25 protein-coding genes are annotated in these 24,314 nt (G+C 73.0%); 12 read left to right on the top strand and 13 right to left on the bottom strand.

Annotated elements, in window-relative coordinates; translation table 11 throughout:
- Positions 1-300 precede the first annotated feature (300 nt).
- From IEZ10_RS10715 to IEZ10_RS10705, 3 genes are all read right to left on the bottom strand, one after another.
- On the bottom strand, positions 301-1,137 hold the full coding sequence (locus IEZ10_RS10715; RefSeq protein WP_189246336.1) for a carbohydrate ABC transporter permease: 837 nt from the start codon (positions 1,135-1,137) through the stop codon (positions 301-303).
- Complete coding sequence (locus IEZ10_RS10710; RefSeq protein ID WP_189246335.1) at positions 1,131-2,024, bottom strand: carbohydrate ABC transporter permease; 894 nt, start codon at positions 2,022-2,024, stop codon at positions 1,131-1,133. Before IEZ10_RS10710 ends, IEZ10_RS10715 begins: the two co-directional genes overlap by 7 nt.
- 201 nt (positions 2,025-2,225) lie before the next feature.
- Positions 2,226-3,551 (bottom strand): ABC transporter substrate-binding protein, encoded by a 1,326-nt coding sequence (locus IEZ10_RS10705; RefSeq protein ID WP_189246334.1) that lies wholly within the window; start codon positions 3,549-3,551, stop codon positions 2,226-2,228.
- A gap of 332 nt (positions 3,552-3,883) precedes the next feature.
- Between IEZ10_RS10705 and IEZ10_RS10700 the strand changes: the two genes are divergently transcribed.
- The 3 genes from IEZ10_RS10700 (at position 3,884) to IEZ10_RS10690 (ending at position 7,176) form a co-directional block, all read left to right on the top strand.
- Complete coding sequence (locus IEZ10_RS10700; protein ID WP_189246333.1) at positions 3,884-4,885, top strand: SIS domain-containing protein; 1,002 nt, start codon at positions 3,884-3,886, stop codon at positions 4,883-4,885.
- A gap of 140 nt (positions 4,886-5,025) precedes the next feature.
- Positions 5,026-5,901, top strand: a complete 876-nt coding sequence (locus IEZ10_RS10695; protein ID WP_189246332.1) for a PfkB family carbohydrate kinase — start codon at positions 5,026-5,028, stop codon at positions 5,899-5,901.
- Between the two features lie 162 nt (positions 5,902-6,063).
- Positions 6,064-7,176, top strand: a complete 1,113-nt coding sequence (locus tag IEZ10_RS10690) for a LacI family DNA-binding transcriptional regulator (protein WP_189246331.1) — start codon at positions 6,064-6,066, stop codon at positions 7,174-7,176.
- 103 nt (positions 7,177-7,279) lie between these two features.
- Here the strand turns inward: IEZ10_RS10690 and IEZ10_RS39865 are convergent, their stop codons facing one another.
- Positions 7,280-7,966, bottom strand: coding sequence for a hypothetical protein (locus IEZ10_RS39865; protein ID WP_189246330.1), 687 nt, complete (start codon positions 7,964-7,966; stop codon positions 7,280-7,282).
- A 298-nt stretch (positions 7,967-8,264) separates the two neighbouring features.
- Here IEZ10_RS39865 and IEZ10_RS10680 point away from each other — a divergent pair, with 298 nt between their 5' ends.
- On the top strand, positions 8,265-8,684 hold the full coding sequence (locus tag IEZ10_RS10680) for a YbaB/EbfC family nucleoid-associated protein (protein ID WP_229811134.1): 420 nt from the start codon (positions 8,265-8,267) through the stop codon (positions 8,682-8,684).
- Positions 8,681-9,019 (top strand): hypothetical protein, encoded by a 339-nt coding sequence (locus IEZ10_RS10675; protein ID WP_189246329.1) that lies wholly within the window; start codon positions 8,681-8,683, stop codon positions 9,017-9,019. The genes IEZ10_RS10680 and IEZ10_RS10675 overlap by 4 nt, the downstream gene beginning before the upstream one ends.
- 133 nt (positions 9,020-9,152) lie before the next feature.
- On the opposite strand, the gene IEZ10_RS10670 is transcribed toward IEZ10_RS10675, so the two are convergent.
- From IEZ10_RS10670 to IEZ10_RS10660, 3 genes are all read right to left on the bottom strand, one after another.
- Entirely contained in the window at positions 9,153-9,719 is a 567-nt protein-coding gene (locus IEZ10_RS10670) for a type VII secretion system-associated protein (RefSeq protein ID WP_189246328.1), read from the bottom strand.
- A 91-nt stretch (positions 9,720-9,810) separates the two neighbouring features.
- Positions 9,811-10,869 carry a scabin-related ADP-ribosyltransferase gene (locus IEZ10_RS10665; RefSeq protein ID WP_189246327.1) on the bottom strand — a complete coding sequence of 353 codons (1,059 nt, stop codon included), beginning with the start codon at positions 10,867-10,869 and terminating at the stop codon, positions 9,811-9,813.
- A gap of 48 nt (positions 10,870-10,917) precedes the next feature.
- Positions 10,918-11,883: a hypothetical protein gene (locus IEZ10_RS10660; protein ID WP_229811133.1), complete on the bottom strand. Its 966-nt coding sequence runs from the start codon at positions 11,881-11,883 to the stop codon at positions 10,918-10,920.
- A gap of 405 nt (positions 11,884-12,288) precedes the next feature.
- Here IEZ10_RS10660 and IEZ10_RS10655 point away from each other — a divergent pair, with 405 nt between their 5' ends.
- Positions 12,289-12,741, top strand: coding sequence for a hypothetical protein (locus tag IEZ10_RS10655; protein WP_189246326.1), 453 nt, complete (start codon positions 12,289-12,291; stop codon positions 12,739-12,741).
- 7 nt (positions 12,742-12,748) lie between these two features.
- Here the strand turns inward: IEZ10_RS10655 and IEZ10_RS10650 are convergent, their stop codons facing one another.
- On the bottom strand, positions 12,749-13,714 hold the full coding sequence (locus IEZ10_RS10650) for an alpha/beta hydrolase family protein (RefSeq protein ID WP_189246325.1): 966 nt from the start codon (positions 13,712-13,714) through the stop codon (positions 12,749-12,751).
- A 182-nt stretch (positions 13,715-13,896) separates the two neighbouring features.
- Here IEZ10_RS10650 and IEZ10_RS10645 point away from each other — a divergent pair, with 182 nt between their 5' ends.
- Positions 13,897-14,496, top strand: coding sequence for a TetR/AcrR family transcriptional regulator (locus tag IEZ10_RS10645; protein WP_189246324.1), 600 nt, complete (start codon positions 13,897-13,899; stop codon positions 14,494-14,496).
- Between the two features lie 251 nt (positions 14,497-14,747).
- Complete coding sequence (locus IEZ10_RS10640) at positions 14,748-15,764, top strand: NAD-dependent epimerase/dehydratase family protein (protein ID WP_189246323.1); 1,017 nt, start codon at positions 14,748-14,750, stop codon at positions 15,762-15,764.
- On the opposite strand, the gene IEZ10_RS10635 is transcribed toward IEZ10_RS10640, so the two are convergent.
- Entirely contained in the window at positions 15,753-17,150 is a 1,398-nt protein-coding gene (locus IEZ10_RS10635) for a hypothetical protein (protein WP_229811132.1), read from the bottom strand. The genes IEZ10_RS10640 and IEZ10_RS10635 overlap by 12 nt on opposite strands.
- A 395-nt stretch (positions 17,151-17,545) precedes the next feature.
- Here IEZ10_RS10635 and IEZ10_RS10630 point away from each other — a divergent pair, with 395 nt between their 5' ends.
- The 3 genes from IEZ10_RS10630 to IEZ10_RS10620 all read left to right on the top strand — a co-directional run bounded on the left by IEZ10_RS10630 (position 17,546) and on the right by IEZ10_RS10620 (position 19,942).
- Complete coding sequence (locus tag IEZ10_RS10630) at positions 17,546-18,391, top strand: glycosyltransferase family 2 protein (RefSeq protein ID WP_189246321.1); 846 nt, start codon at positions 17,546-17,548, stop codon at positions 18,389-18,391.
- A complete protein-coding gene (locus tag IEZ10_RS10625; RefSeq protein WP_373287387.1) occupies positions 18,388-19,143 on the top strand; it encodes a TIGR04282 family arsenosugar biosynthesis glycosyltransferase in 756 nt (251 codons plus the stop codon). Before IEZ10_RS10630 ends, IEZ10_RS10625 begins: the two co-directional genes overlap by 4 nt.
- A gap of 187 nt (positions 19,144-19,330) precedes the next feature.
- Positions 19,331-19,942, top strand: a complete 612-nt coding sequence (locus IEZ10_RS10620; RefSeq protein ID WP_229811131.1) for a class I SAM-dependent methyltransferase — start codon at positions 19,331-19,333, stop codon at positions 19,940-19,942.
- A gap of 99 nt (positions 19,943-20,041) precedes the next feature.
- Here the strand turns inward: IEZ10_RS10620 and IEZ10_RS10615 are convergent, their stop codons facing one another.
- The 3 genes from IEZ10_RS10615 to IEZ10_RS10605 all read right to left on the bottom strand — a co-directional run bounded on the left by IEZ10_RS10615 (position 20,042) and on the right by IEZ10_RS10605 (position 22,473).
- Positions 20,042-20,842: a PP2C family protein-serine/threonine phosphatase gene (locus IEZ10_RS10615; RefSeq protein WP_189246320.1), complete on the bottom strand. Its 801-nt coding sequence runs from the start codon at positions 20,840-20,842 to the stop codon at positions 20,042-20,044.
- Between the two features lie 273 nt (positions 20,843-21,115).
- Positions 21,116-22,054, bottom strand: a complete 939-nt coding sequence (locus IEZ10_RS10610; protein ID WP_189246319.1) for an anti-sigma factor RsbA family regulatory protein — start codon at positions 22,052-22,054, stop codon at positions 21,116-21,118.
- Positions 22,051-22,473 (bottom strand): STAS domain-containing protein, encoded by a 423-nt coding sequence (locus tag IEZ10_RS10605; protein ID WP_229811176.1) that lies wholly within the window; start codon positions 22,471-22,473, stop codon positions 22,051-22,053. The genes IEZ10_RS10610 and IEZ10_RS10605 overlap by 4 nt, the downstream gene beginning before the upstream one ends.
- A 228-nt stretch (positions 22,474-22,701) precedes the next feature.
- On the opposite strand from IEZ10_RS10605, the gene IEZ10_RS10600 reads away from it, so the two are divergent.
- Entirely contained in the window at positions 22,702-23,739 is a 1,038-nt protein-coding gene (locus IEZ10_RS10600) for an NAD-dependent epimerase/dehydratase family protein (RefSeq protein WP_189246317.1), read from the top strand.
- A gap of 84 nt (positions 23,740-23,823) precedes the next feature.
- On the opposite strand, the gene IEZ10_RS10595 is transcribed toward IEZ10_RS10600, so the two are convergent.
- Entirely contained in the window at positions 23,824-24,072 is a 249-nt protein-coding gene (locus tag IEZ10_RS10595) for a hypothetical protein (RefSeq protein ID WP_189246316.1), read from the bottom strand.
- Positions 24,073-24,314 lie beyond the last annotated feature (242 nt).

Below are 24,314 nucleotides of genomic sequence, written 5' to 3'. Positions count from 1 at the left end.
GGGGTGCGGCGCGGGCCGGGCCGGGGTCCGCTGCTCGACTCGGGCTTCGGACGCGCCGGGCTCGGGCGCCGGCTCCGGGCGGGCCTGGCTCGGACGGCCGGTCCCGGACGCGCCGGGCTCCGCCCCGCCATCGTCCTGTCTCCGCGAGGCGCCGTCCTGGGTCCGCGGTCCCGGGACCTTGGACCCGGGACCGCGGTACGGGACCCGCCGTACGGCCGCGCGGGCGCCGTACCCGCCGTACGGCCGCGCGGGCGCCGTACCCGCCGTACGGCGGTGCGGGCGGCCGTACGGCGGGACCGGTCACTTGCCGATGCCGTCGGCCATGCCCTTGACGATGTAGCGCTGGCCGAAGAAGAACAGCAGCATGACCGGGATCGCCGCGATGGTCATGCCGGCGAAGACGACGGGGAACTCGGTGCCGTGCTTGCTCATCAGGCTCATCAGGCCGACCGGGAGGGTCTGCACGCCGCTGCCGCTGGTGAAGATCATCGCGAAGAGGTACTCGTTCCAGGCGAAGAGGATGTGCAGCAGGACCGTCGAGGTGATGATCGGCTTGCACATCGGCAGGATGATGTGCCAGAACGCCGTCCACCGGCCGCAGCCGTCCATCTCCGCCGCCTCGTCGACCTCGCGGGGGAGGTCGAGCATGTAGGCGCGGATGAGGAAGGTGGTGAAGGGCACCCGGAAGGCGGTGTAGAGGATGAGCAGCGCCCAGAAGCTGTTGTACAGGCCCATCGCCTGGAACATCTTCACCAGCGGGACGAGCGCCACGCTGGGGGCGAGCATGAGGCCGCCGAGGATCGTCCCGGTGATGAATCCGCTGAACGGGATCTTCACCCGGGTGAGGCCGTAGGCGGCCCAGGCGCTGACGAACACGGTGGCGACCGTCGAGGTCACCGTGACGAGCACGCTGGTGGTGAGGTAGTCGCTCACCCCCCGGTTCCACGCCTTGCGGTAGTTCTCGAAGCTCCAGTCGACGGGGAGGGCGAAGGGGTTCCCGAAGAGCTGGGAGTTGGTCTTGAACCCGTTGAGCACCATCCACAGCAGCGGGTAGACCACGACCACGGCGAGGCCGAGCAGGAACACCCACAGGAAGACGCGTGCGATCACGCCGAGGAAGCCGATGCGGCTCACCATTCCACCCTTCTCCTGTTGGCGACCCACAGCTGCGCCACGGCGATGGCGAGCGTGATCACGAAGATCACCGTCGCGATGGCGGCGGCGTAGCCGAAGTCGTTGCGGACGAAGCCGCTCCGGTAGAGCCAGGTTCCGAGCACCTGGCTGGAGTTGTCGGGGCCGCCGCCGGTCATCACCATGACCTCGTTGAACACCTGGAACGCACCGGAGATGGTGACCATCATCATCAGGCCGGTCATCTCGCGCACCAGGGGGACCGTCACGTGGAAGAAGCGGCGGACGGGGCCGGTGCCGTCGAGGGCGGCGGCGTGGTAGATCTCCGCGGGGATGCGCTGGATGGCGACGGCGAACAGCAGGGTGGAGTAGCCGAAGCCCTGCCACTGGCTCATCGCGATGATCGCGGGCATCGCGGTGCTCTCCTCGCCGAGCCAGGAGCGGCTGAGGTCGCCGAGTCCCACCGCGTCCAGCAGGTGGTTGAGCGGGCCGAGGTTGGGTTCGTAGATGAAGTAGAACAGCAGGCCCGCCACGGTCAGCGAGATGGCGCAGGGGATGAAGTAGATCGACCGGAGGATCCGCTGCCACCGCTGGCTGCGGATGCCCTCGATGAGCGCGGCGAGCACGAGCGCGCCGCACACCTGGAAGGCGATCGAGACCACCGCGTACATCACGTTGTTGCCGAGCGACCTCCAGAAGACGGGGTCGTCGACGAGCTTGCGGTAGTTCTCCAGGCCGACGAACTCCTGGCTTCCGCTGTAGATGTCCCATTTGAGGGTGCTGAACCCGAGGTTCTCCGCCAGCGGGAAGTAGACGAACACCCCGACCAGCGCGAGCGCGGGGAGGACCCACGCGAGCCCGAGCGCTCGTTTGACGATGGTGGGCACCGGCATGCTCTCCTTACGCCGAGCGGGTCGTGTGCGGGCGGGTCACGGAAGGGCGGGCCGTCCCCGGGCGGATCGGCCCTGCATGGACCGGCCCCGCATGGACCGGCCCCGCATGGACCGGCCCCGCATGGACCGGCTCCGCGTGGACCGGCTCCGGGCGGGCCGCCCGCGGACGGATCCGTCGCGGGCGGGTCGTGGACGGGCGGGTCACTTGGCCGACGCCGATGCCTGGCGCACGCTTTCGAGCACCTGCTCGGGGGTCTTGCCGCCGGTGATGAGCGCCTCGCCGCCGGCCAGCCACGCGTCGGCGACCTCGGGCACGGTCACGGTGTCGAGCCAGGCGGCGAGCCTCGGGGCGTTGTTGACCGCCTCGATGCCCTCGAACACGGCCTTGCTGGAGGTGTCGGTGGTGACGGCGCCGATGACCGTGCTGGGCTGGCCGTACGGCGGGGCGGAGAGCGTCTTGGCGTTCTCCTGGTTCGTGGCGAACTTCATGAAGTCGACGGCGAGCGGCACGCGCGGTGAGGCGGCGTTGATCAGGTATCCCTCGGGCGCGCCCTCCAGCGTCGCCGGGTCGCCCTTGGCGCCCTGGGGGACGGGCAGCGGGAAGATGCCGAAGTCGGCGGGGTCGAGCTTGCCCTTGGCGGTGGCGTTGTCGAACTCCAGGATCTCCTGGTAGTACATCGCGGCCTTGCCGCCGGCGAACGCCTCCTGCGCGGAGCTGTAGAGGACGCCGTTGGTGCCGGTCCCGGTGTCGGTGCACTGGGTGACGAGGGTCTTGAACTGCTTGAGCGCGGTGACGTAGCCGGGGTCGTCGAGCTTGGCCGTCTCGGGCTTGAGGTCGGCCTGGAGGGTGGCGGGCGGCACGTTGTAGGCGAAGAGCTGCTGCAGGTAGTGCAGGGCGGGCCAGCCGTCCTTGTTGCCGAAGGCGATCGGCTCGTAGCCGGCCTTGCGCAGCGGGGCGCAGCTGCTGATGAGCTCCTCGAAGGTGGTGGGCACCTTGACCCCGGCCTTGTCGAAGGCGGGCTTGTCGTACCCCATGAACTTGCCGTTGTTGTAGAGCGGGATGCCGTAGTACTTGCCGTCGTAGGCGAAGGCCGACAGCGACCCCTTGCCGAAGGTCTTGCCCCAGGGGGTGTCGGGGCCGATCACGTCGGTGAGGTCGGCGGCGCGTCCGCCGCGGATGAAGTTCTCCGCCCAGTTGCCGGTCCAGGTGAAGTAGATGTCCGGCAGGGCGTTGGAGGCCGTCAGGGTCTTGGTCTTGTCCTTGATGCTCTGATCGGTCTCCTGGATGAGCTCGACCTTCACCCCGGGGTGCGCCTTCTCGTAGTCGGCGGCGACCTTCTCGAAGTACGGCTCCAGCGGCTCGCCGGCGAACTTGGTGAGGATGCTCAGCGTTCCGGAGTAGTCCGGTTTCGCGGCGGCGTCGGCGGCGGGGGCCTTCGCCGGGGTGCCACCACCGGTGCAGCCGGTCAGTGTGAGCACCGAGGTCCCGGCGATTGCCGCGAACGTCGTCAGTACGCGAGAGCGCATGGGCTTCCTTTCTCTCGTGAGAGGAGAGGGACCACCGGTGCCGTGGCACCTCGGATCCGCGCCGTGGGGGTGTCTGCGACCTGGCCCGCCCGGTTGTCGGCTGACTGTACAGAGAATCTGATACCGGTACCAGACCTAAAACAAGATCTTATTTTTCGAGAGCACCCACCGAGACCGCGCCGTGACATTCGCGCAATCTGACCAGGTAAATCAACCGATCACGGGCTCGGTGTTGACGTCCTGCGGTTCGCTGTGCCAGCGTGACCCCTGCGTGATACCGGTATCAGGTCGCAGGGCGACACCGGTCGTGGCATTCCCGAAAGGACGCGTAGATGCTCCGCTTCAACGAGCCCGAGTTCCTCTCCCGGACGGCGAGCGCGGCGGCGCTGCGCCCGCAGATCGAGGAGCTCGTCGACCGCCTGGTGGACGAGGGGTTCGACAACCTCCTCCTCGTCGGCGCCGGCGGCACGTACGCCCAGATGTGGCCGTACGAGCACCTGGCCCGGCGCTCCTCCACCCTCGACGTGCGCGCCGCGATCGCGGCCGAGCTGATCGTCTCCGGTGACGCGCGGCTCGGCGAGCGCTCGGTCGTGGTCTTCACCTCGGTCTCGGGCACCACCGAGGACAGCATCCGCGCCATCGAGTACTGCAAGGCCCGGGGCGCCTACACGATCGGCTTCACCGGCCACCCCGACTCGCCCATCGCGAAGCTGGTGGACGCCGCCCTCGTCACGGAGCCGGAGACCTGGCCCTTCGACGTCCAGATGCTGTTCTTCATGGGCCGGCTGCTCTCGCGCCGCGGCGAGTTCGACGGCTACGACAAGCTCGCCGACGAGCTGGCGGACATCCCGCGGATCCTCGTGGACGTCGCCAAGCAGGCGGAGCCGGTCGCCGCCGCCTTCGCCGAGGCCCACCGGGACACCGACTACCACTTCCTCATCGGCGGCGGGAACCTGTGGGGCTTCACCTACCTGTACTCCATGTGCATCCTGGAGGAGATGCAGTGGCTGCGCACCACCCGGGTGCACAGCGCCGAGTTCTTCCACGGCTCGCTCGAACTGCTGGAGGAGGACACGAGCGTCGTCATCTTCCAGGGCGAGGACGAGACCCGCGCCCTCACCGACCGGGCCGAGGCGTTCGCCAAGCGCGTCTCCAAGGACGTCACCGTCTTCGACACGCGTGACTACCCGCTCGACGGGATCAGCCCGGAGTTCCGCGGCCTGCTCGCACCGCTCGTGCTCGACACCGTGCTGAGCCGGGTCAGCAAGCACCTGGAGCGGGTCCGCGACCACTCGCTCGACCTGCGCCGCTACTACCGCGTCATGGACTACTGAGCCCTCCTCCCCGTTCCCGGGTATCCGCTCCCCCGGATACCCGCCCGGCCGTACGCGCGGGCCGGTGTCATGCCGGCCCGTACGCGTGCCCTCCCCCTGTCCCGCGCCGCGGTGCGCGGAACCCGCGCACAGGAGAACCCATGAGAGTCCTCGGTTTCGGCGACAACATCGTCGACCGGTTCGTCGACCGCGACGTCGACTATCCGGGCGGCAACAGCGTGAACGTCGCCGTCTACGCCCGCCGGCTCGGCCTCGACGCCGCCTACCTCGGGGTCTTCGGCGACGACGACCTCGGCCGGTTCCTGCGGGAGGCGATCGACGCCCAGGGGGTGGCCGTCGACCGGTGCGTGGTGCGGGCCGGCGAGAGCGGCGTCTCCACCCTGCGCGTCGACGACGGCGACCGTGTCTTCCTCGGCTGGAACGGCGGCGGGGTGACGGTGCGGGAGCCGCTCGTGCTCGACGACGAGCTGCTCGGCTACGTGTCGGGCTTCCACCTGGTGCACTCCAGCGTCTACTCCGGCAGCGAGAGCGAACTGCCGAAGCTCGCCGGGCTCGGCCCGCTGGTGAGCTTCGACCTGTCCAGCGAGGAGGACTTCCGCTCCCCCGCCTACCTCGACCGCGTCTGCCCGCACGCCGACCTCGTCCTGCTGTCGTGCTCCCACCTCGACGAGGCCGCCACGCGCGACCTCCTCGCCGACGTCGTACGGCGGGGCGCGCGGCTGGCGCTCGGCACCCGCGGCGTGGACGGGGCGATCGCGTACGACGGCGACGTCACCGTCGCCGCCCCGGCTCACCCGGTGGCGGACCCCCGGGAGATCGTCGACACGATGGGCTGCGGCGACGCCTTCCTCGCCGGGTTCGCCGTCTCGCTGCTGCGCGGCGGCTGGTCGGCAGGGGCCCGGCCGCGGCGTGACATGATCGAGCGGGCGCTGCGCGACGGCGCGGAGGCGGCCCACGAGCAGTGCCTCGTCGAGGGCGCGTTCGGCCGCGGCCGTCCCGCCGTACCACAGGGTTAGCCAGGAACGGCGAGGCACGCCCCGGGTCCTCTCGGCGGTCCTCGCCGTGGCGCGGGGCCGGATGGGTGACCGGGGGAAACGCGCCCGGTCCATGAAAAGGATCTAGCATGTGGCGAGCCTCCGAGCGCGAGATCCGAACGCGAGAAACGAGGGACGCGATCCATGCCAGGTGAGCGGAGCCAGGCGGGACGGCCGACGATCTCCGAGGTGGCCGCCGAGGCCGGTGTCGGCAGGGCGACCGCGGCCCGCACACTCGGCGGGTACGGATACGTCAGCCCCGAACTGCGCGAGCGGGTGCTCGCGGCGGCCGAGAAGCTCGGCTACCGCGCGAACGCGCTGGCGCGCAGCATGTCGACGGGCGTGAGCCACACGCTGGGCGTGATCGTCGCCGACATCGGCAACCCCTTCTTCGCGGGGGTGATGCGCGGCATCTCCGACGCCTCCCGCGCCCGCGGCTTCGACACGCTCGTGCTGAGCACGTACGAGAACCTGGATGATGAGGTCGCGGCGGCGAACGTGCTCATCGACAAGCGCGTCGACGGCGTCATCCTCGCCTCGGCCGCGGTCGGCCGCGGCGACGTCGCGCACATCAGGGCCGCGCTGGACCGGGGCATCCCCGTCGTGCTCGTCGACCGGGCGGTCGCGTCGGTCGACCTCGACGCGGTCGTCATCGACAACCGCGACGCGGCGCGCCGGGCGGTCGAGACGCTCATCGCCGCAGGGCACCGCCGCATCGGGTTCGTGTGGGGCCCGCCGATGGCGGAGCCGCCCGCGACCCGGCGGGCGCTGCTGGCCGCGGCGTCCCGCAACCTGTGGACCGACGGGGAACGGCTGCGCGGTTACCTCGACGCGCTCGACGACGCGCGCATCCCCTTCGACCCCGACCTGGTGATGATGGGGCGCAAGGTCGAGGAGCAGGCGACCCGGGAGGTCGCCCGCATGCTCGCCCTCCCCGACCGCGTCACCGCGCTGTTCTGCACCGAGACCGACGCGGTGACGGGGGCGCTGCGCGCCCTTCGGACGTCGGGGCTGTCCTGCCCGCGCGACGTCTCGCTGATCGGCTTCGACGACAGCACCTGGGCGGCGGTCATGGAACCGCCCCTGACGATGATCGAGCAGCCGGTTCACCAGCTCGGCGCGAAGGCCGCCGAGGTGCTGCTCGACATCGTCGAAGGGGCCGAGCCCCGCCGCGAGATGCACACCCTCCGCTCGCGCCTCGTCACCCGGTCCTCGGTCGCCCCGCCCCCGTCTCCGCCGCCGTCCCCGGGCGCGTGACGGTCACCGAGCCCAGCGGTCGCGGCCTCCGGGCGCGTGACGGTCACCGAGCCCGGCGGTCGCGGCCTCCGGGGTGATCCGGCCGTGCCCGGCCGTTTCCGTCCTACCTCCGGGTGGTGCCGGGCCGCGCCGCGGCGATCCGGTCCGCGCCGGCGATGACCCGCCTGGCCAGGGCGGCGACGTTCCTCGCGTCGGTGACCACGGCGTCGGCCACGGGGCCGAACCGCGCCGCGAAGGAGGCGGCCCGATCCGCCCGTACGGCGATCCGCCTGGCCTCGGCGGCGACCCTCTCGGCGTCCCGGCCGTTCTGCAGCGGCATGCGGCTGAGCTCGGTGGCCTGGGATTCCAGCCTCTCGGCGTCGGAGGAGATCCGATCGGCCGCGGGGCTGGACCGGGCGCCCCTGCCGAAGATGAGTCTCAGGAGGTCGCGGGCGTCCCGTACCAGCTTGCCCGCGTCGTCGAGAAGTTTGATCGTGTCCCTGCCGATCTGAACGATGTCGCCGAAGACGCGCTCGACGGGCGCCGGACTGGGCGGATAGGGCTGACGGCCCGGCGCCGCCACCACCACCGGGCGGCCCGGCACCGTCACCACCGGGCGGTCCTCCGCCGTCACCACCGGGTGACCCGCCGCCACCGCCATCGGATGGCCCGCCGCGACCACCGACCCGGCGACCACCGGCCCGAGGGCCGGCCCCGTACCGGTGATCGGCCCCGCAGCGGCGGCCGGCCCTCCGCCGGCGAGCACGACGCAGGCGAGGGAAACAGCGTGCCTTCCGGCTACTCGGATCACTCCGGCCTCCGTACGGTCCAACGGCGCGGACCACGTGATGACGTCCCTGAGGCACGGCGGGCGCGCCTCCCGGACATCATGGAACCCCGCCGTGAACCGCGGTCTCCCGGCTCGCGCGGCTTACCCAAAGATCATTTCTTGCTTCCCATCGGATGACGGAGAACCCGGCGGACACGTCACCGGATCCCTGGGCCATGTGGATGCCGGGGGCGGCCGGCCGCGCGTAAGTTGTGTGATCCGGGCCGCTCGCCCGGTATGGGTGAGCCCTCACCGAAGAACCTGAGGAAGAGAACCGGGGATGAGCAGCACACACGAGGACGGACGGCGCTTCGGCGACATGCTCTCGGAGAGCGTCCGCTCCCTCGGCGAGGCGGACGGCGCACAGGACTCGGAGTGGGAGACGCTCCGGGGTGGCGGCCAGGCCGCGGACGGCCAGGTGAGCGTTCTGGTCGGCCCGGACGGGCGGCTTCGTGAGGTGAACCTCAACCCGCGGGTGATGCGGATGGCGTCCGAGGACCTCGCGCGGGAGATCCTCACCGCGGTGAACGCGGCCTTGGACGATCTCCGTATGAACGTCCCCGGTCTGGATCCGGCGACGGTTCCGGACCCCGGGGCGCTGGCGAGGAGCCTGGAGGGTGTTCACGACGACGTGATGCGCCGCATGGACGAGTTCGCGGCGGGAATCGAGTCGACCGTGCGGAGGCTGGAGGAGCGATGACCGGCGATTCCCGGATGGACGTCTCACACGCCGACCTGCGTGACACGAGCAGGGGGCTCACCGAGAACGGCGCGGACCACCTGACGGAGGTGCGGGCCATGCGCGCCTATCTGGAGGGGGAGGGTGACCCGTGGGGTGACGACGAGCTGGGGAGCATGGTGGGGGCGGCATATCACGCGATGACCCGGCACGCGCTGGACGTCTACGAGTCGCTGGCGGAACGGCACGTGACGACGGGTGAGGGCACCGGCCTCATGGCCGGGAACCACCGCTCCGCGGAACAGCGGAGCGAGGAGGAGGCCGACCGGATCCTGCGGGCCGTACGGCAGGCCTGAGGCCGGCCCGGCGGCCGGCGGCGAGGATCACCGGTCACGGCCCGCGGTCACGGACTGCGGTCACGGACTGCGGTCACGGACTGCGATGAAGGCCGGCGGCCGCGGTCGACGGCCCAGGACCGAGGACCAGCGGTCAGGGCCGGCGGTGCAGGTCGGCGGGCGGGAGTATCACGCTCGCCGATCCGGACGGGTTGATCGCGACGCCGACGTCAGCGGGCAGCAGCGCGACCAGGTCGCCGCCGCGGATCGGCTGCCAGCCCGCCGTGCCTTCCGGGAACCCGTCCGGCAGGTGGGCGTGAGCCGTGTAGGCGAACGCCGCGCGGCCCCCGCCCGTCTCGAACACGGGGATGCCGCCTCCCGGGCCCACGGCCACGATCACCTCGGCCGCCAGGAGCAGGCGGACGATGTCCTGCCCGCCGGCGTAACCGGTCGCGCCGAGTTGGACGGCCCTGTCGACGGGGTCGGTCGGCTCGGGATAGCCGAGCGCGACCGGTGAGGGCCGGTAGTTCGGGTTGTGGCGGAACTCGCCGGTGATCTCCCCGCGGTCGTCGGTCCGCCACGCGCCGACGATGCCGTACGGCGGGACCTCGTCACCGGGGCCGAAGAAGGGGTCGATCGCGTAGAGCCAGGTCCCGGGGCTGCGTCGCGCCTGTTCCCGCAGCTCGTCGGTGAGCGGGGGCGGCGCCGGGGCGTCGTTCACTGTCGTACCCGTTCCTGGGAGCGGCTTCGGCCGACGCGCCCGCCCCTGCGGTTCGTGGACGCGCGGCGGAGGCGGCCGGACATGGTTCCGATCATTGCCGAGGGTAGCCGGGGTAGGGGTCGTAGTGCGGGTTGGGGATGAAGTTCTCCGGTGTTCTGGGCACTCCTCCGGGCCAGGCGCCGGAGATGTACCGCCGGTGGATGCCGCCGGGGAAGGCGATCTCCTGTTCGTGGCCCAGCCGCGCGCTCGCCGGGACGGTTTCCCGGATGTCGATCCCGCCGGGGGCGTCCACCTCGTAGAGGTGGCGGCGCGGGAGGAGGTTGTCGACGTCCCTGCGGTAGCTGGTCCCCACGAAGGCGGAGGGGGTGGACTTGTTCACGTAGTCGTCCAGGCGGGTGGCCGACGGATCCCACGGGTGGAGCCCCTCCTCGAACACCTCGTCCGGCGGCCTGTCGTCGGCGCGGTAGAGCGGCTCGCGGTCCCTGCGCCATATCGGATAGGGGGTGATGTCCCGCACGACGACGCTGTCGTCGGCGGCGGCCTCCAGATAGTTGTCCGGTCCGCGGACGGGTGTGGGCGGACGCTCCGAGTCCGGGAACCGCGTGCCGCCGTCCCGGACGCGAGGTTTCCGCAGGAGTGAGGTGGCCCGGTCGAAGAGGCGGAGCACGCTCCGTTCCATCAGTCCGGTCGTCCCGCGGAGGAGCTGCCGGGTGGCGAGGCGGGAACCTCCCACGACGGCGGGCACCGCGGCGAGGGAGGCCCCGGCCGTGGGACCCGAGACCGCGGCGAGCCGGAGCAGGTTCAGCGCGAGCCGCAGGAGGATGACGATCAACGTGATCTTGGCCGCGAGCACGATCATGGCGGAGAGCTGCAGGGCGCAGCCGATGAGCCGGGCGGCGGCGATCGCGTCGTCGGAGTGTTCGGAGGTCTCCCGCCAGTCCTCGTCGAGCGCCCGGACGCCTTCGCCGACGTTGCGTGTCGTGGTCCGGACGACGTGCGCGCCGGCCGCGACCGTGTGGCGGCTCATCGCCTCCGCGAAGGCGATCCACCGCTGCCCGGACGCGTAGAGCCTGTCCTCGTCGGCCGCCGGCCACGGTCGTCCGACGAGGTTGAGAAGCGCGACCAGTTCGGCCGGCGGTTGCAGGGCCATGGCGTCATGATCCCGTACCGCTCCGGGCAGCCGGGCGGGCCGGCTCGGCTACCAGGGGACGACCGGGTACCAGCCGTAGCCGAACATCGACGGCAGCCGCAGGTCCCAGTACAGCAGCGTGAACGAGCCCGCGACGAGGAAGGCGACCGCGGTCACGGTCACCAGGCGGGCCGGTCTCGCCGCCAGCCACCGCGCGAACCGGCCCCGGGCCGCGAGCATGAGCGCGGCGAACAGCACCGCCATCACCGCGATGTTGCCCACCGACTGCAGGATGAACACGGCCGCGCCGTACAGGGGGTTGTGGGTCTGGGCGGCGTAGGTGAACAGCTTGTGGAAGAGCGGGAACGGCCGGCCGATGAGGAAGCCGCCGACGAACGCGCCCAGGACGACGAGGCGGACGTTCGGGAAACGGCGCTCCAGGCGCGCTAGGGGGTCGGGCACGAGGCGCAGGGCGGCCAGGCCGAGCCAGATGAACGCCAGCCCGATGATCCCGAACACCACCGACGCCTGGAGCAGCCGCACGGGCATCCCGTCGCCCACGGTCGCGGTCGAGAGCTGCGGCAGCCGGTCACCGAGGAGCGCGCCGACCGCGCCGTACACGCCGCTGACCACGATCATGCCGACGGCGAGCCGGCCGAGCGGGCGCAGCGTCTCCCGGAGCCTGACGCGCCAGGAGTCGCCGTGCCGGACGAGCGGGACGACCGCGCCGAACGCGGCCACGTTACAGGCGGTGAACGTGCCGGCCAGCCCGGACACGAACGCGAAGACCGCCCCGGCCACGGCGCCGGTGATCGCGGTGCCCTTGGCGTCGTGGCCGAGCAGCGTGTTGGCGACGTTGTCGCCGATCACGCTGTCCACGAAGTGGTAGGACCACAGGGAGGCGATCGCCGCGCCGGCCAGCACGCTGAGAAGGACCAGGCGCCCTCGGCGAGGCGGTACGGGGGAGACGGGTCCGGGGGTGGAAACCGGGTCCGTGGCCCGGTGGCGGCCTTCGGCGGGGCCGGTGAACGTCATGTCGGATCCTCGATCCTCGCGGGTGGACGGATACCGCGTCTGCGCCGGTCAGCGCCCCGGCACGCCTCTTCGAGAGACCTCGGGCCCCCTTCCGCCGCGCCCCGGCGACGGCCGGGGGCGAGGGTCGGACCGGCGTGGCAGGGCGCGTCCCGGCACCGGGTATCGGGAGCACCTTCATGGTCACCGGCCCCCGGCTCCCCTGTCGTCTCCGAACGTGCGGTGAGCACGCCGTGACCGGGAGATCCCTCACGGGCCGATGCCTGTCACCTCCGAACGTGCGGGGACCGCGCCGTGACCGGAGAGATCCCTCACGGGCCCGCGTCCGTCACCTCCGAACGTGCGGGGACCACGCCGTGGTCGCCGCGGGGTGCCAGTCGCCGGCGCGCGGACGGGTACGGTCGGAACATGGCCGAACGCAGCATGCCGCATGACTTCGCCTCCTGGGCGTGCCCTCACGGGCAGGACGCCCGTCAGGGCTGCGCGGCCTGCTACGCGGAGTCGGCCGCCCCCGGCGCCGGGCCTCCGGCGTGGGAGGTCACCGCCTGGTTCACCACCGAGCAGCCCCTGCCGATCAGGACCCTGCAGGACGTCCACCACCACGGCCGCCAGTTCTCCATCGACCAGCCGTCCACGCCGCTGGTCTACCTGCTGACCGGCCGCACCCCGGCCCGCGACAGCGTCCAGGCGGTCGCGGGCGTCCTCGGTTTCCTGCTGCACGAGCGGTACACGGTGGACGGGTTCACCGCGACCGAGATCAGGGCGACGCCGTTGCAGGGCGCCGAACCGGGCACGGGCCGGCGGACCGACACGTGGTCGGCTTCCTCCCCACGGCTGAAGCCGTGGGACTCCCATGGCTGAGACGCGTTCACGCGGCCTTGGACTCGACCCGTCCGATCGGGTCGGGTCCGGCCGCCAGCGCGTCGCACGCCGTCTGCCAGGCGGGGTCCCCGGGGCGGAGCCGGCTGCGGAGGTAGGCCGCGGTGAGCCCGGCGACCGCCGCCACCCGCGCGGGGTTCTCGTCCGTGGTCTCGGCGACGTCGTATCCGGAGACCCCGCCGAGCCCGTGCTCCGCGCCGAACACGGTGAGCAGGGACTTGGGGCCCGGGGACAGGTGGTACGGGTCGGTGTGCCACTCCGGGCCCAGGACCGTCAGGTGGGGGGAGAGGTCCTTGTCCCCGGCGACCACGAGCGCGGGCGTCGTCATCGTGGAGAAGTCCGGGTTCAGGAAGAAGGGGTAGTTCGCGGCCGCGATGTCGCTGAGGGCGTCGCCGCCCCTGCCGGGCCCGGCGAGTAGCACGCCCGCCCTGATCCGGGGCTCCGCCAGGTCCGCCTCCGTTCCGTCCAGCGGGTCGGTGAGCCGCATGCCCAGCAGCAGGCTCGCGGTGTGCGCGCCCATCGAGTGCCCGGCCACGGCGACCCTGCCGCGGTCCAGGCGTCCGGAGAGCTGCGGGACGGCGGCCTCGATCTCGTCGAGCCGGTCGAGGACGCGCTTCATGTCCTCGGCCCGCGACCGCCAGTACAGCGGCGCCTCGGGGTCGGCGGGGTCCAGGCTCAGCGTCCTGGAGCTCAGGTGGGTGGGCTGGATCACGACGAAGCCGTCCGCCGCCCAGTGGTTGACGAGGGGGGCGTAGCCGTTCAGCGAGGAGAGGTTGTTCGAGGGGCCGTGGCCGTGCGAGAGGAGGATGATCGGCAGCTCGTCTCCGGTCACGGGCGCGGAGACGCGTACCTGCAGGTCAACGGCGCGGTCAGGCGTCGGCAGCGTCACCGGGCCGATCGAGAGGACGGGGGTGGGCGCGCCGGCGGCGCGGGCCGTGTGGGTCGATTCGCTCATGATGTCGTTTCCCGTTTCGGAGGCTTCGCCGCCGGAACCGTACGGCCGGCGGCGGGTGAGTAGGTGGGGCGACCGGGGAAGGCCGCGCTTCGGCTACGCTCGGACTTGAAGCGGAACCACGTTCCGGAACGATACGGAACACGGTTCCGCTTAGTCAAGTCGCCGACCGGAAGGAGAACCCGGTGTCCGATGGAGACCAGGTGACAGGGCGGGCACCGGCCCGGAGCAAGCGGTCCGACGCGCTGCGCAACCAGCAGGCGCTGCTCGCCGCCGCCGCCGAGGTGTTCGTCGCCTCCGGCGTCGACGCGCCGATACGTGAGATCGCGGCCAGGGCCGGCGTCGGGATCGGGACGATCTACCGCCACTTCCCGACGCGGGCGGACCTCGTCGTCGCCGTCTACCGCCACCAGGTCGAGGCGTGCGCCGAGGCCGGCCCGGCCCTGCTGGCCGACGCCGGATCCCCCTTTACGGCGCTCGGCCGGTGGGTCGATCTCTTCGTCGACTTCCTGGTCACGAAGCACGGGCTGGCCAACGCGCTGCGGTCGGACAGCGGCGGCTTCGAGGCGCTGCACGCCTATTTCCTCGACCGCCTGGTGCCCGTCTGCGCGCGGTTGCTCGACGCCGCGGCCGACGCCGGTGAGATCAGGCCCGGTACGCAGGCCTACGAGCTGATGCGCGGCATCGGCAACCTCTGCGCCGGGCACGACGGCGACCCGCGCTACGACCCCCGCCGGCTGGTCGGACTGCTCCTGGAGGGACTGCGGCGACCGCCGTCGTCCTGACTCCGGCCGTCCCGGCACCGGCGGCCATCCCGACAGCGGAGGCTCCCCGACGCCGACGGCCGGTCCGTGCGCGGCGGCCGGCCCCCGTTCTCCCGTGATCCGCTCCCCTACGAGGTCCGTTTCCCTGCGAGGCCCGCCCCTCAGGTGACCCGCTCCCCCGCGGGGCGCGTTTCCTCACGAGTCCTTACGAGGTGCGAACGTCATCGCGCGGAGCCTCCTCCGGCCCGCCGTGGCGCGGTTACCGTCCCCGCATGAGAACACTGGTCACCGGCTCCGCCGGGTTCATCGGAAGCCACGTCGTCGAGACGCTGCGGGCGGCCGGGCACGAGGTCCGGGGCTTCGACCTGCGGGACGGCGGGCGCGACGTCAGGGACGCCGGGGCGGTCGAAAAGGCGCTGGACGGGATCGACGCCGTGGTGCACCAGGCGGCGAAGGTGGGCCTCGGCGTGGACGTGTCCGACCTCCCCGACTACACCTCGGTCAACGCGCTCGGCACCGCCATACTGCTGGCCGCCATGGCGCGGCACGGCGTGCGGCGGCTGGTGCTCGCCTCGTCGATGGTGGTGTACGGCGAGGGCGCCTACGACTGCGCGTCGCACGGCCGGGTACGGCCCGCTCCCCGGCGGGAGGAGGACCTCGCTCGCGGACGGTTCGAGCCTCGTTGCCCGCACTGCGACCTGCCGCTGGACCCGGCCGACATCGGGGAGGAGGCCCCGGCGGACCCGCGCAACGCCTACGCCACCACCAAGCTCGCCCAGGAGCATCTGGCGGCGAACTGGGCCCGCGAGACGGGCGGCACCGCCGTCGCGCTGCGCTACCACAACGTCTACGGGCCCGGGATGCCGCGGGACACCCCCTACTCCGGGGTCGCGGCGATCTTCCGGTCGGCGCTGGAGGCGGGCCGGGCCCCACGCGTGTTCGAGGACGGCGGCCAGCGCCGGGACTTCGTCCACGTGCGGGACGTGGCGCGGGCCAACCTCGCGGCGCTCGGCGGGGGCGTCCCGGGCACGCCGGCCGCCTACAACATCGCCAGCGGGGAGCCGCACACGGTGGGTGAGATGGCCCTCGCCCTCGCCGGGGAAGGGGACGGACCGGCACCAGTGGTCACCGGTGAGTACCGCCTGGGCGACGTGCGGCACATCGTCGCCAGTCCGCGGCGGGCCGAGGCGGAGCTGGGCTTCCGCGCCGGGATCCGCTTCGCGGACGGCATGCGGGAGTTCCGCACCGCCCCGCTGGGAGCCCCGGCCTCGCCGCGCTCACCACGGTGACAGGACGAGCCCCTGCAGCAGTAGCCCGATGGCGGCCTGGGCGGCGAGCCACCGGCGTCCGGGGACGGCGGAGGCGGCCAGGGAGATCCAGACCGCGTAGGGCACCCAGATGCGCTCGACCTCTCCCCTGGTCACCCCGCTGACGTCGAGGGCGAGCACGGCCACGGCCGCCGCCGCGACCAGCGCGCCGACCCCGCCGCCCGGCCACCGCACCGGGCCGGCGGCGGCCCCGAGGCGGTTCGGAACCCGGCCCACCGGGACGACCGGGCCCACAACGGTCCGACCCGCCGGAACGACCCGGCCCGCAACGGTCCGACCCGCCGGAACGACCCGGCCCGCAACGGTCCGACCCGCCGCGATGACCCGACGCGCAACGGTCCGGCCCACCGGAACGGCCGGGACCGCAGCCGCCCGATCCGTCAGGACGGCCAGCCCCGCCGCGGTCGCCGGGCCGGTCAGCAGGGCGAGCACCGCGAGGTTCGCGACGAGGAAGTACAGGTAGGGCCGGGCGGCCCCGGGATCGGCGGCCCACTCCACGTGGGTGGCCGCCACACCGGCGGGCCACGAGAAACCTCCGGCGGCGAAGGCGGCCGTCACCGCCGCCGCGCCCGCCAGACAGGCGACTGCGACGGCGCGGGTGATCCGTACGGCGACGGCGGCGACCACCGGGACCAGCAGGTACGGCACGAGCCCGTAGCTGAGGTACGGCAGAGCCCCGAGCAGCACACCCGCCGCCGCGCCGTACAGCGCCCCCGTGACGACCCGGGTCCCGCCGCGCACCAGCAGGGCGACGCCCCAGGCGCCCACCCCGGCGAAGAAGGCGTCCATGGTCGTGGCGATCCAGACGGCGGCCGGGGTCAGCGCGAGGTACGGCAGGGCGCGGCGGGCCGTTTCCTCCCCCGCGACCCGCCGGACGGTCAGCGCGACGGCCACGGTCGCCGAGCAGCCGGTCGCGACGGCCAGCAGCGCCGCCGGGAGCGGTCCTGGCAGCCCCACCCGGGCCGGCACCCACAGCACCAGCACGGGCAGCGGTGGATGTCCCCGCACGTGAGTGGGGTAGGCGGGCAGCCGCTCGGTGAAGGACGCCAGCCAGCCGAGCGGGTCGCCGCCCACGGCGGGCAGCACGGCGAGATACTCCTGCCGGTGGGTGAACGGCCAGGCGAGCCCCTCCCCGGAGGAGGCCAGCAGCACCGCCCAGGCGAGGGCCGCACCGTACGCGACGAGGAGGGCCGAGCCGAAGCGCAGCCGTGTGACCAGGGCCGGGAGCACGGCGACCGCGAGGGCGGCGAAGGCCAGCGGCGACAGCAGCGCGGCCGACGGCACGCGGAGGTGCCCGTGCAGCGGCGGCAGATGGTCGATGCGCAGCGCTCCCGCGCCGTGCAGCACGGCCCCCACCGCGAACGCCGCGACGATGAGAGCCGCCCAGCCGGCGAGGGCCTTCCCGGCGGAGCCGGCACCCGGTTCGCCCGCTGGACCGTCCTCCGGACGGAACCCCGGACCGGCGCCCGCCCCGGCGGAAGAACCCCGATCCGGACGAAGCCCCGGCCCCGCGCCCGCCCCGGCGGAAGAACCCCGATCCGGACGACCTTCGAGGCCGGTTCCCGGCCCGCCTCCCGAACCGCTTCCCGGGCGGGCCGGGTGGTGTCCGGCACGCGGGCCACCGGGCCGCCACGGAAAGTCGATGATCACTTTTTCAGCGTAGGCGCGGCCCGGTCCCCCACCCGGGACGCGTCATCACACCGTAAGAGTTGGCGGCCTCCGGCGGACCTAACGTCGCAGGCATGAAGATCGATGTGGTGCTCCCCTGCCTGAACGAGGCGGCGGCCCTGCCCTGGGTGCTGGAGCGCATGCCGTACGGCTACCGCCCGATCGTGGTGGACAACGGTTCCACCGACGGGTCCGCGCGGATCGCCGCCGGACTGGGCGCGCTCGTGGTCGAGGAGCCCCGGCGCGGTTTCGGAGCGGCGTGTCACGCCGGGCTGCTGGCCGCCACGGCCAAGGTGGTGTGCTTCATGGACGCCGACGCCTCGCTGGATCCCCGCCAGTTGCCGAGGGTGGCCGGGCCGGTCGTCTCGGGCGAGGCCGACCTGGTGCTCGGCAGGCGGGTTCCGGGTCCGGGGTCCGCATGGCCGCCGCACGCGCGGCTGGGCAACGCCTTCCTGGGGTGGCGGCTGGCCCGCCGTACCGGCGCCCGGCTGCGCGACATCGGGCCGATGCGGGCCTGCCGGCGCGCCGACCTGCTGGGCCTCGGGCTGACCGACCGCCGGTTCGGCTACCCGCTGGAGATGGTCCTGCGGGCGGCGGACCGGGGCTGGCGAATCACCGAGACGGGAGTGGACTACCTTCCCCGCGCCGGACGGTCCAAGGTGACCGGCACGGTGCGCGGTACGGCACGCGCGGTCGCCGACATGCGGAAGGTCCTGCGCGGCGGTACGGACGACGCCCGCGACGGCGGATCGGTGCGGGCTCTGTCCCTGGTACGGAGGAGGGATACGCCCCCGGCCCCGAGGAGGGGCATGTTCCCGAGCCGGGAGAAGGTCGCCTCCCCGACCCCGGAGGAGGGCACGTCCCCGGCCCGGGAGGAGACCGTACGAAAGGTGGCGAGCGGGCCGGGGGGCGGGACGTGAACCCCGAACGGAACGACGTACGGCGAGGCGTGAACCCCGAACGGCACGGCGTACGTCAGGGCATGGCCCCTGAGCGGAACGGCGTGCCGGACGGCCCGGCCCCCGGCGGGGGCGAGGGACAGATCGTCGTCATCGCCAAGGAGCCGGTGCCCGGCCGGGTGAAGACCAGGCTCACCCCGCCGTTCACCCCGGTGGAGGCCGCCGCCCTGGCCTCCGCCGCGCTCGCGGACACCCTGGACGCGGTGGCCCGCGTCCAGGTGCGCCGCCGGGTGCTCGCGCTGCGGGGCCGTACCGGGCCGTGGCTGCCGCCGGGCTTCACCGTGCTGCCGCAGCGGGGCGACGGACTGGACGAGCGGCTGGCGGCCGCCTTCGGTGACGTCCACCGTGCCCACCCGGGGCCCGTCGTCCTCATCGGCATGGACACCCCGCAGGTCACCTCACCGCTTCTGGTGTCCGCGGTGGACGCGCTGACCGTCCGCGACGCGGTGTTCGGTCCGGCGGCCGACGGCGGGTTCTGGCTGCTCGGCCTGCGCCGGCCCGATCCCGCGCTGCTGCTCGGCGTCCCGATGTCCCTGCCCACCACCGGCGCCGAGCAGTTGCGGCGGCTGCGGGCGGCGGGGCTTTCGGTGGGCTTGCTGCCGGTTTTGCGGGACGTGGACACCGCGGAGGACGCGGCGGCCGTGGCGGCGGAGGCCCCGTCGTCCCGCTTCGCCGCCGCCCTGGCCGGCATCCGCGTGGGAGCGGCCCGATGACCCGTCACCCGCGCGGAACCCGCCTCGCCACCCGCCATCCGCGCGGGCCCCGCCCTGCCACCCGTCACGCACACGGGCCCCGCCCCACCGTCCGCCATCCGCATGGCCCCCGTCCCACCTCCTGCCCCCCGCACGAGAATCGCGTGATGATCGGGCCGTCCGACGGGCTGACGGCCGGAGCGCCGCGGTGATCGGGCGGCTCTACGAGCGGTCACTGGCCGGAGCCGAGGTGGAGGTGGAGTACGCCGACGGCCGTACCGCACCGCTCGACGCCACCCGCTGGCTCGCCCCCGTCGACGGCGACGAGGCGATGCTGTCCCGGTGTCACGGCCCGACCCTGGACGTCGGTTCCGGGCCTGGGCGGCTCACCGTCGCGCTCGCCCGGCGCGGGGTCGCGGCCCTGGGAGTCGATGTCACCCCCTACGCCGTCCACCTCACCCGGCGCGCGGGCGGCCGGGCGATCTGCCGGAACGTCTTCGAGCCACTGCCCGGGGCGGGCCGCTGGGCGACCGCGTTGCTGGCCGACGGCAACATCGGCATCGGCGGCGACCCGGACGCCCTGCTCCGCAGGGTCCGCGAGCTGGTCCGGCCGGGCGGTGAGGTGATCGCCGAGGTGCGGCCGCCCGGTACGGCGGGCCGGGTCGAGCGGGTACGGCTGCGCGGTCGCGGACTCACCGGCACGTGGTTCACGTGGGCCACCGTCTCCGTGTCCGACCTGGGCTCCCTGGCCGGGCGTACCGGTTTCACCCGCGTGGAGGCGTGGAAGGAGGCGGGGCGATGGTTCGCGAGCCTCCGTTGACGCGACGCCCGCCGTACTCCTTGGGCACGCGCCCGTCACGATCCTGGGCGCGTGACCCCGCTCGCGCGATGGCGTACGGGGTCAGGCGCCGTGCCGGGGCTACGCGGGGGCGCCGGTCACCTGGGCGATCAGGACGCACGTGTCGTCGGCCTCGTTGCTGGGCACCATGGCGTCCATGACGGCCGTGAGCCGGTCGCGGGGGGCCGGTGGCGTGGACGGCGACGCGGCCGGTGCCACGCCGAGGGCCGGGACCACGGGCGGGAGGAGCGCGGCGACCGCGGACGGGAGCGCCGGCGGGAGCGGGGACGAGGCCACGGGAGCCGGGCCGATCGCCCCGGCCACCGCGCGGCTCAGCATGTCCAGGCCCTCGTACAGGTCGCCGCCGCGCTTCTCGATGAGCCCGTCGGTGAACATCACCAGCAGGTCGTCGGGGTGCAACCGTACGGAGCCGCAGGTGTAGGTGGCGTCCTCCGAGACGCCCAGCAGGACGCCCGGGTGCAGCAGGCGCTCCACCCGGGTGCTCCGGGCGAGGAGCATCGGGGGGTGGCCGGCGTGGGTCCAGCGCAGGGTCCGGTCGGCCGGGCGGTAGCGGGCCACGAGGGCGGTCGCGAGCACGTCGGGGCGGAGCCTGCACAGCATGCGGTTCAGCACGCCGAGGATCTCCGCCGGGTCGTGGCCGGCGAAGGCCAGGCCGGTGATCGCGTGGCGCAGCTTCGCCATGGCCGAGGCGGCGGGCAGCCCGTGACCGGCCACGTCCCCCACGGCGAGCAGCACCTCGCCATCGTCCAGGGGGATCGCCTGGTACCAGTCGCCGCCGAGGTACGCCTCGGCGACGGCGGGCTGGTAGCGGGCGGCCACCCGCATCCCGGGCAGGACCCGGGGCTCGTCGGAGGCGGGCATGATGAGCTCGTGGAGGCTGGCGGTGAGCCGGTTCTCCTCCGCCCGCCGGGCCGCGCCCTCCCGGCTCCCGGACAGCCCGGCGGCGGCCCCTCCGGCATCGGGGACCGCTCCGGCCGCGGTGACCTGCTCGGCCTCGGGAGCCGTTTCGATGACGTCCGGCCCGCCGGGAAACAGCAGGCGACGTTCGTTGACGGATTTCAGGGTGGCGTCCTTCCATACGGCCAGGCGTCGGCCCGGAGCGATCCGGCCCGCGACGAGGCCCGCACAGGGATGTCAGACGGCGAAGTACGCGCGGACGGTGGTGCCGTCCCCGCCGGTGTGGATGCGAACGAGGTCGCTGAGCAGATTGGTCATGAGCAGGCCGCGGGAGCCCTGCTGTCTGGCGGCGGCGGGTCTGCGACCGGCGAGGAGGTCGACGATGTGGCCGGCGTCGCTGACCTCGATGACCGCCCGGCCGTCCTCGAACCAGAGGCGCAGCGTTCCCGATCCGCCGCCGTGGTCGAGGCTGTTGGAGGCGAGTTCGCTGGCGATCAGCCTGAGGTCCTGGAGACGCTCGCCGGAGAGCCCCATGCGTGAGGCGTGCTCGACGGCGAAGGCCCGCACCCCGGACAGGTCGGTCTCGCCGAAGGCGAACTCGGCGGCGTTCCCGGGGGCGGGCAGCGGCCGGTTGTACTCCTGGACGGCGTACTCGGGCGCGTACTCCTCACTGACGCGCAGCCCGGAGGCGTCCATGATGGCGGGGTGGGTCATCCTGGCGTCACGGATGACCTCGGGGTCGAGCCCGTCGAGGTCGTACGGGCACAGGATGGTCACGCCGCGGCCCGCGAAGGCGAGATTGATCAGCGCTTCGTGCTGGACGCACGCGGGGTACTCCGTGGCGGACCGCTCGGGCCAGATCGGCTCGCCGATGATGCGCACGCGGCGGCCGGGGTGGAGGTCGGCGAAGGCGGTCAGGACGGCGGGGATGATGCGCCCGGGGTTGCGGCCGGCCTCGCTCATGTCGATGAGACGCACCTGGGAGGCCAGCTCGCCCAGCTCGTCACGGATCAGCCGGAGGTTCCGCTCCGGCACGGCCACCGCGACCGGCTCGCCCGCGTCCAGGCCGCCGAGCACGAACGGCGTCGTCCCCTGGAGGTACTGCCTGCTCCCCCGGTAGAACAACGCCGGGTGGACGAACGGGTCCGCCTCGGTCGTCGCGGTGGTGGTGGTCATGAGATCTCCACTTGGATCGGAGAGGGATCCGATCCGATCAGGGTGAGCACGGATCGCAGGCAGTAAGGGGAGTGGTGCAGGTATACCTTCTTCCCCGAGGGAAGGTTGCGCGCGGCCTCCGTCAGCAGCCAGACCCCCCTGACGTCGATGAACGTCAGCTCGGAGAGGTCGAGGTGCATGTCGTCGCCGCCGAGGGTCAGGCCGTCCAGGGCCTCCGCCCAGGGCACCCTGGTCGTCCGGTCGATCTCGCCGCTCACCTTCAGGCGGACCGGCGCGGCGAGCACGCTGATCCGCAGCCCGTGGAGGAGCTGCTCGCGCGCGTCGCGCGGAAAATCGCCACTGCTGGGCGGGGGTTGTCCACGCGGTCTCGCACCCGGCCAGATCGACATGATGACCACCCTGAGGTTGACGATGGGCACCTCCAACGTACCCGCTATCCCGTATGAGGTCGAAGGGATGGAGCGCGGAGTGTCATCGGAATGGACCGCTCCTGATTCGTCCCCCTTCGCCACCTGCGGCCCCTCCAGCATGGGCGAGCAAATGATCCTTTTCAGCGGTATCGGGTAAGAGCGGAAGGCCATACCGATGATTACCCGGCTATCTGCCCTCTATGCAGAAAATTTCCCCTATAGGAAAAGATGGGAGACATGCGAATTCTGATCATCGGCGGCACCCGGTTCGTCGGCCGGCACATCACCGAGGCCGCGATCGCGGCCGGGCACGAGGTCTCCCTTCTGCACCGCGGCAGGACCGGCGCGGACCTCTTCCCCGAGGCCGAGCACCTCGTCGCCGACCGCGACGGTGACCTGTCGCTCCTGCGGGGCCGCGGGTGGGACGCCACGATCGACGTCACCGCCTACGCGCCGTCGCAGGTGGAGTCCCTCGCGTCGGTGCTGACCACCGGCCAGTACGTCTTCATCTCGACCTGCGCGGTCTACGCCGTTCCGGAGACGCCCGGCGGCTACGCCGAGGACGCGCCGCTGGCCGAGACCGCCGGCCTGACCTCCGAGGAGGTGACCCCCGCGTCGTACGGCCCGCTGAAGGTGCTGTGCGAGCAGGCCGCGGTCAAGCTGTTCGGCCCGGGCACGCTGATCGTCCGCCCGACGTACGTCATCGGCCCCCACGACCACACCGGCCGGTTCACCTACTGGGTGAACCGGATCGCCCGCGGCGGCGAGGTCCTGGCCCCGGGCGACCCCTCCGACCCGATCCAGGTGATCGACGGACGCGACATGGCCACCTGGATCATCTCGATGACCGAGCGGGCCGCCGCCGCCCGGGCCACCGCCGGGGAGAAGGGTCAGACCGCCGGGACGGACCCGCTGGACGGCACCGGCGTCTTCCACGCGGTCAGCCCGGCTCCGCCGTTCACCTTCGGCGACATGCTCCAGGCGATCGCGGACGAGGTCGGCCCGCCCGGGACCACGCTGACCTGGGTCGGGGAGGACTTCCTGCTGGCCGAGGGCGAGAACGGCCGGTCACTGCCGCTGTGGTCGGGCGGCGGCCACCGGGGCGCGCTCAACACCGCCGACCCGGCCGCCGCCAACGCGGCGGGGCTGGCGCCCCGTCCCCTGGCCCGTTCGGTGCGCGAGATCCGCGAGTCCGAGGCGGAGTACGCCACGGGCGCCGAGATCACTCCCGAGCGGGAGGCGGAGCTGCTGGCCAGGTGGCGTTCGCGCTCCTGACCCTCTGCACCCGCTGTCCGCCCGGGGCCGCAGCGGTCCTCGTGCGCCCGGCCGGGTCACGGGCGGCGGTGCGGGGTGCCCCGCTCACTCGCCCAGGTCGCGGGCGGTGTTGTCCAGGCAGTTCGCCAGGGCGTCGAGCTGCTCTCCGGTGACGGTGTCGCCGGAGAGCGACTCCGGCAGGTCCCGGCGGCGCGCGACGATCAGCGGCCGGTGGTCGTCGTCGATCTGCCCGCTCGTGAGGACCAGGCACTCACCGCGGACGAACACCAGGGCCGTGTCGGGGTCCTCGGCCTCCAGCAGCTGCCGGACGCACTCGCGGTCGATGAGCGCCATGAGCCACCTCCCCTCACCGGTGACCTGGCCATACCCGGGCTTTTCCCCGGCTTAACAACCGTCCGGGTCAAACCACCGCGCGCGGCTCACAACCCTCTAAGCCGGGCCGCCCGTCACCGCGCACCGCCGCCGCGCCGTTCGCCGCGCACCACCTCCGCATCGTTCGCCGCGCGCCGCCCCCGTATCGTTCATCGCGCGTCACCTCCGCATCGTTCGCCGTCCCCGTATCGTTCGCCGCGCAC

It is taken from the genome of Streptosporangium pseudovulgare (assembly GCF_014648055.1).
GTDB lineage: Bacteria > Actinomycetota > Actinomycetes > Streptosporangiales > Streptosporangiaceae > Streptosporangium > Streptosporangium pseudovulgare.
Note: the sequence above shows the minus strand (reverse complement) of the source record. Positions and strands in the feature narration are given on the sequence as shown.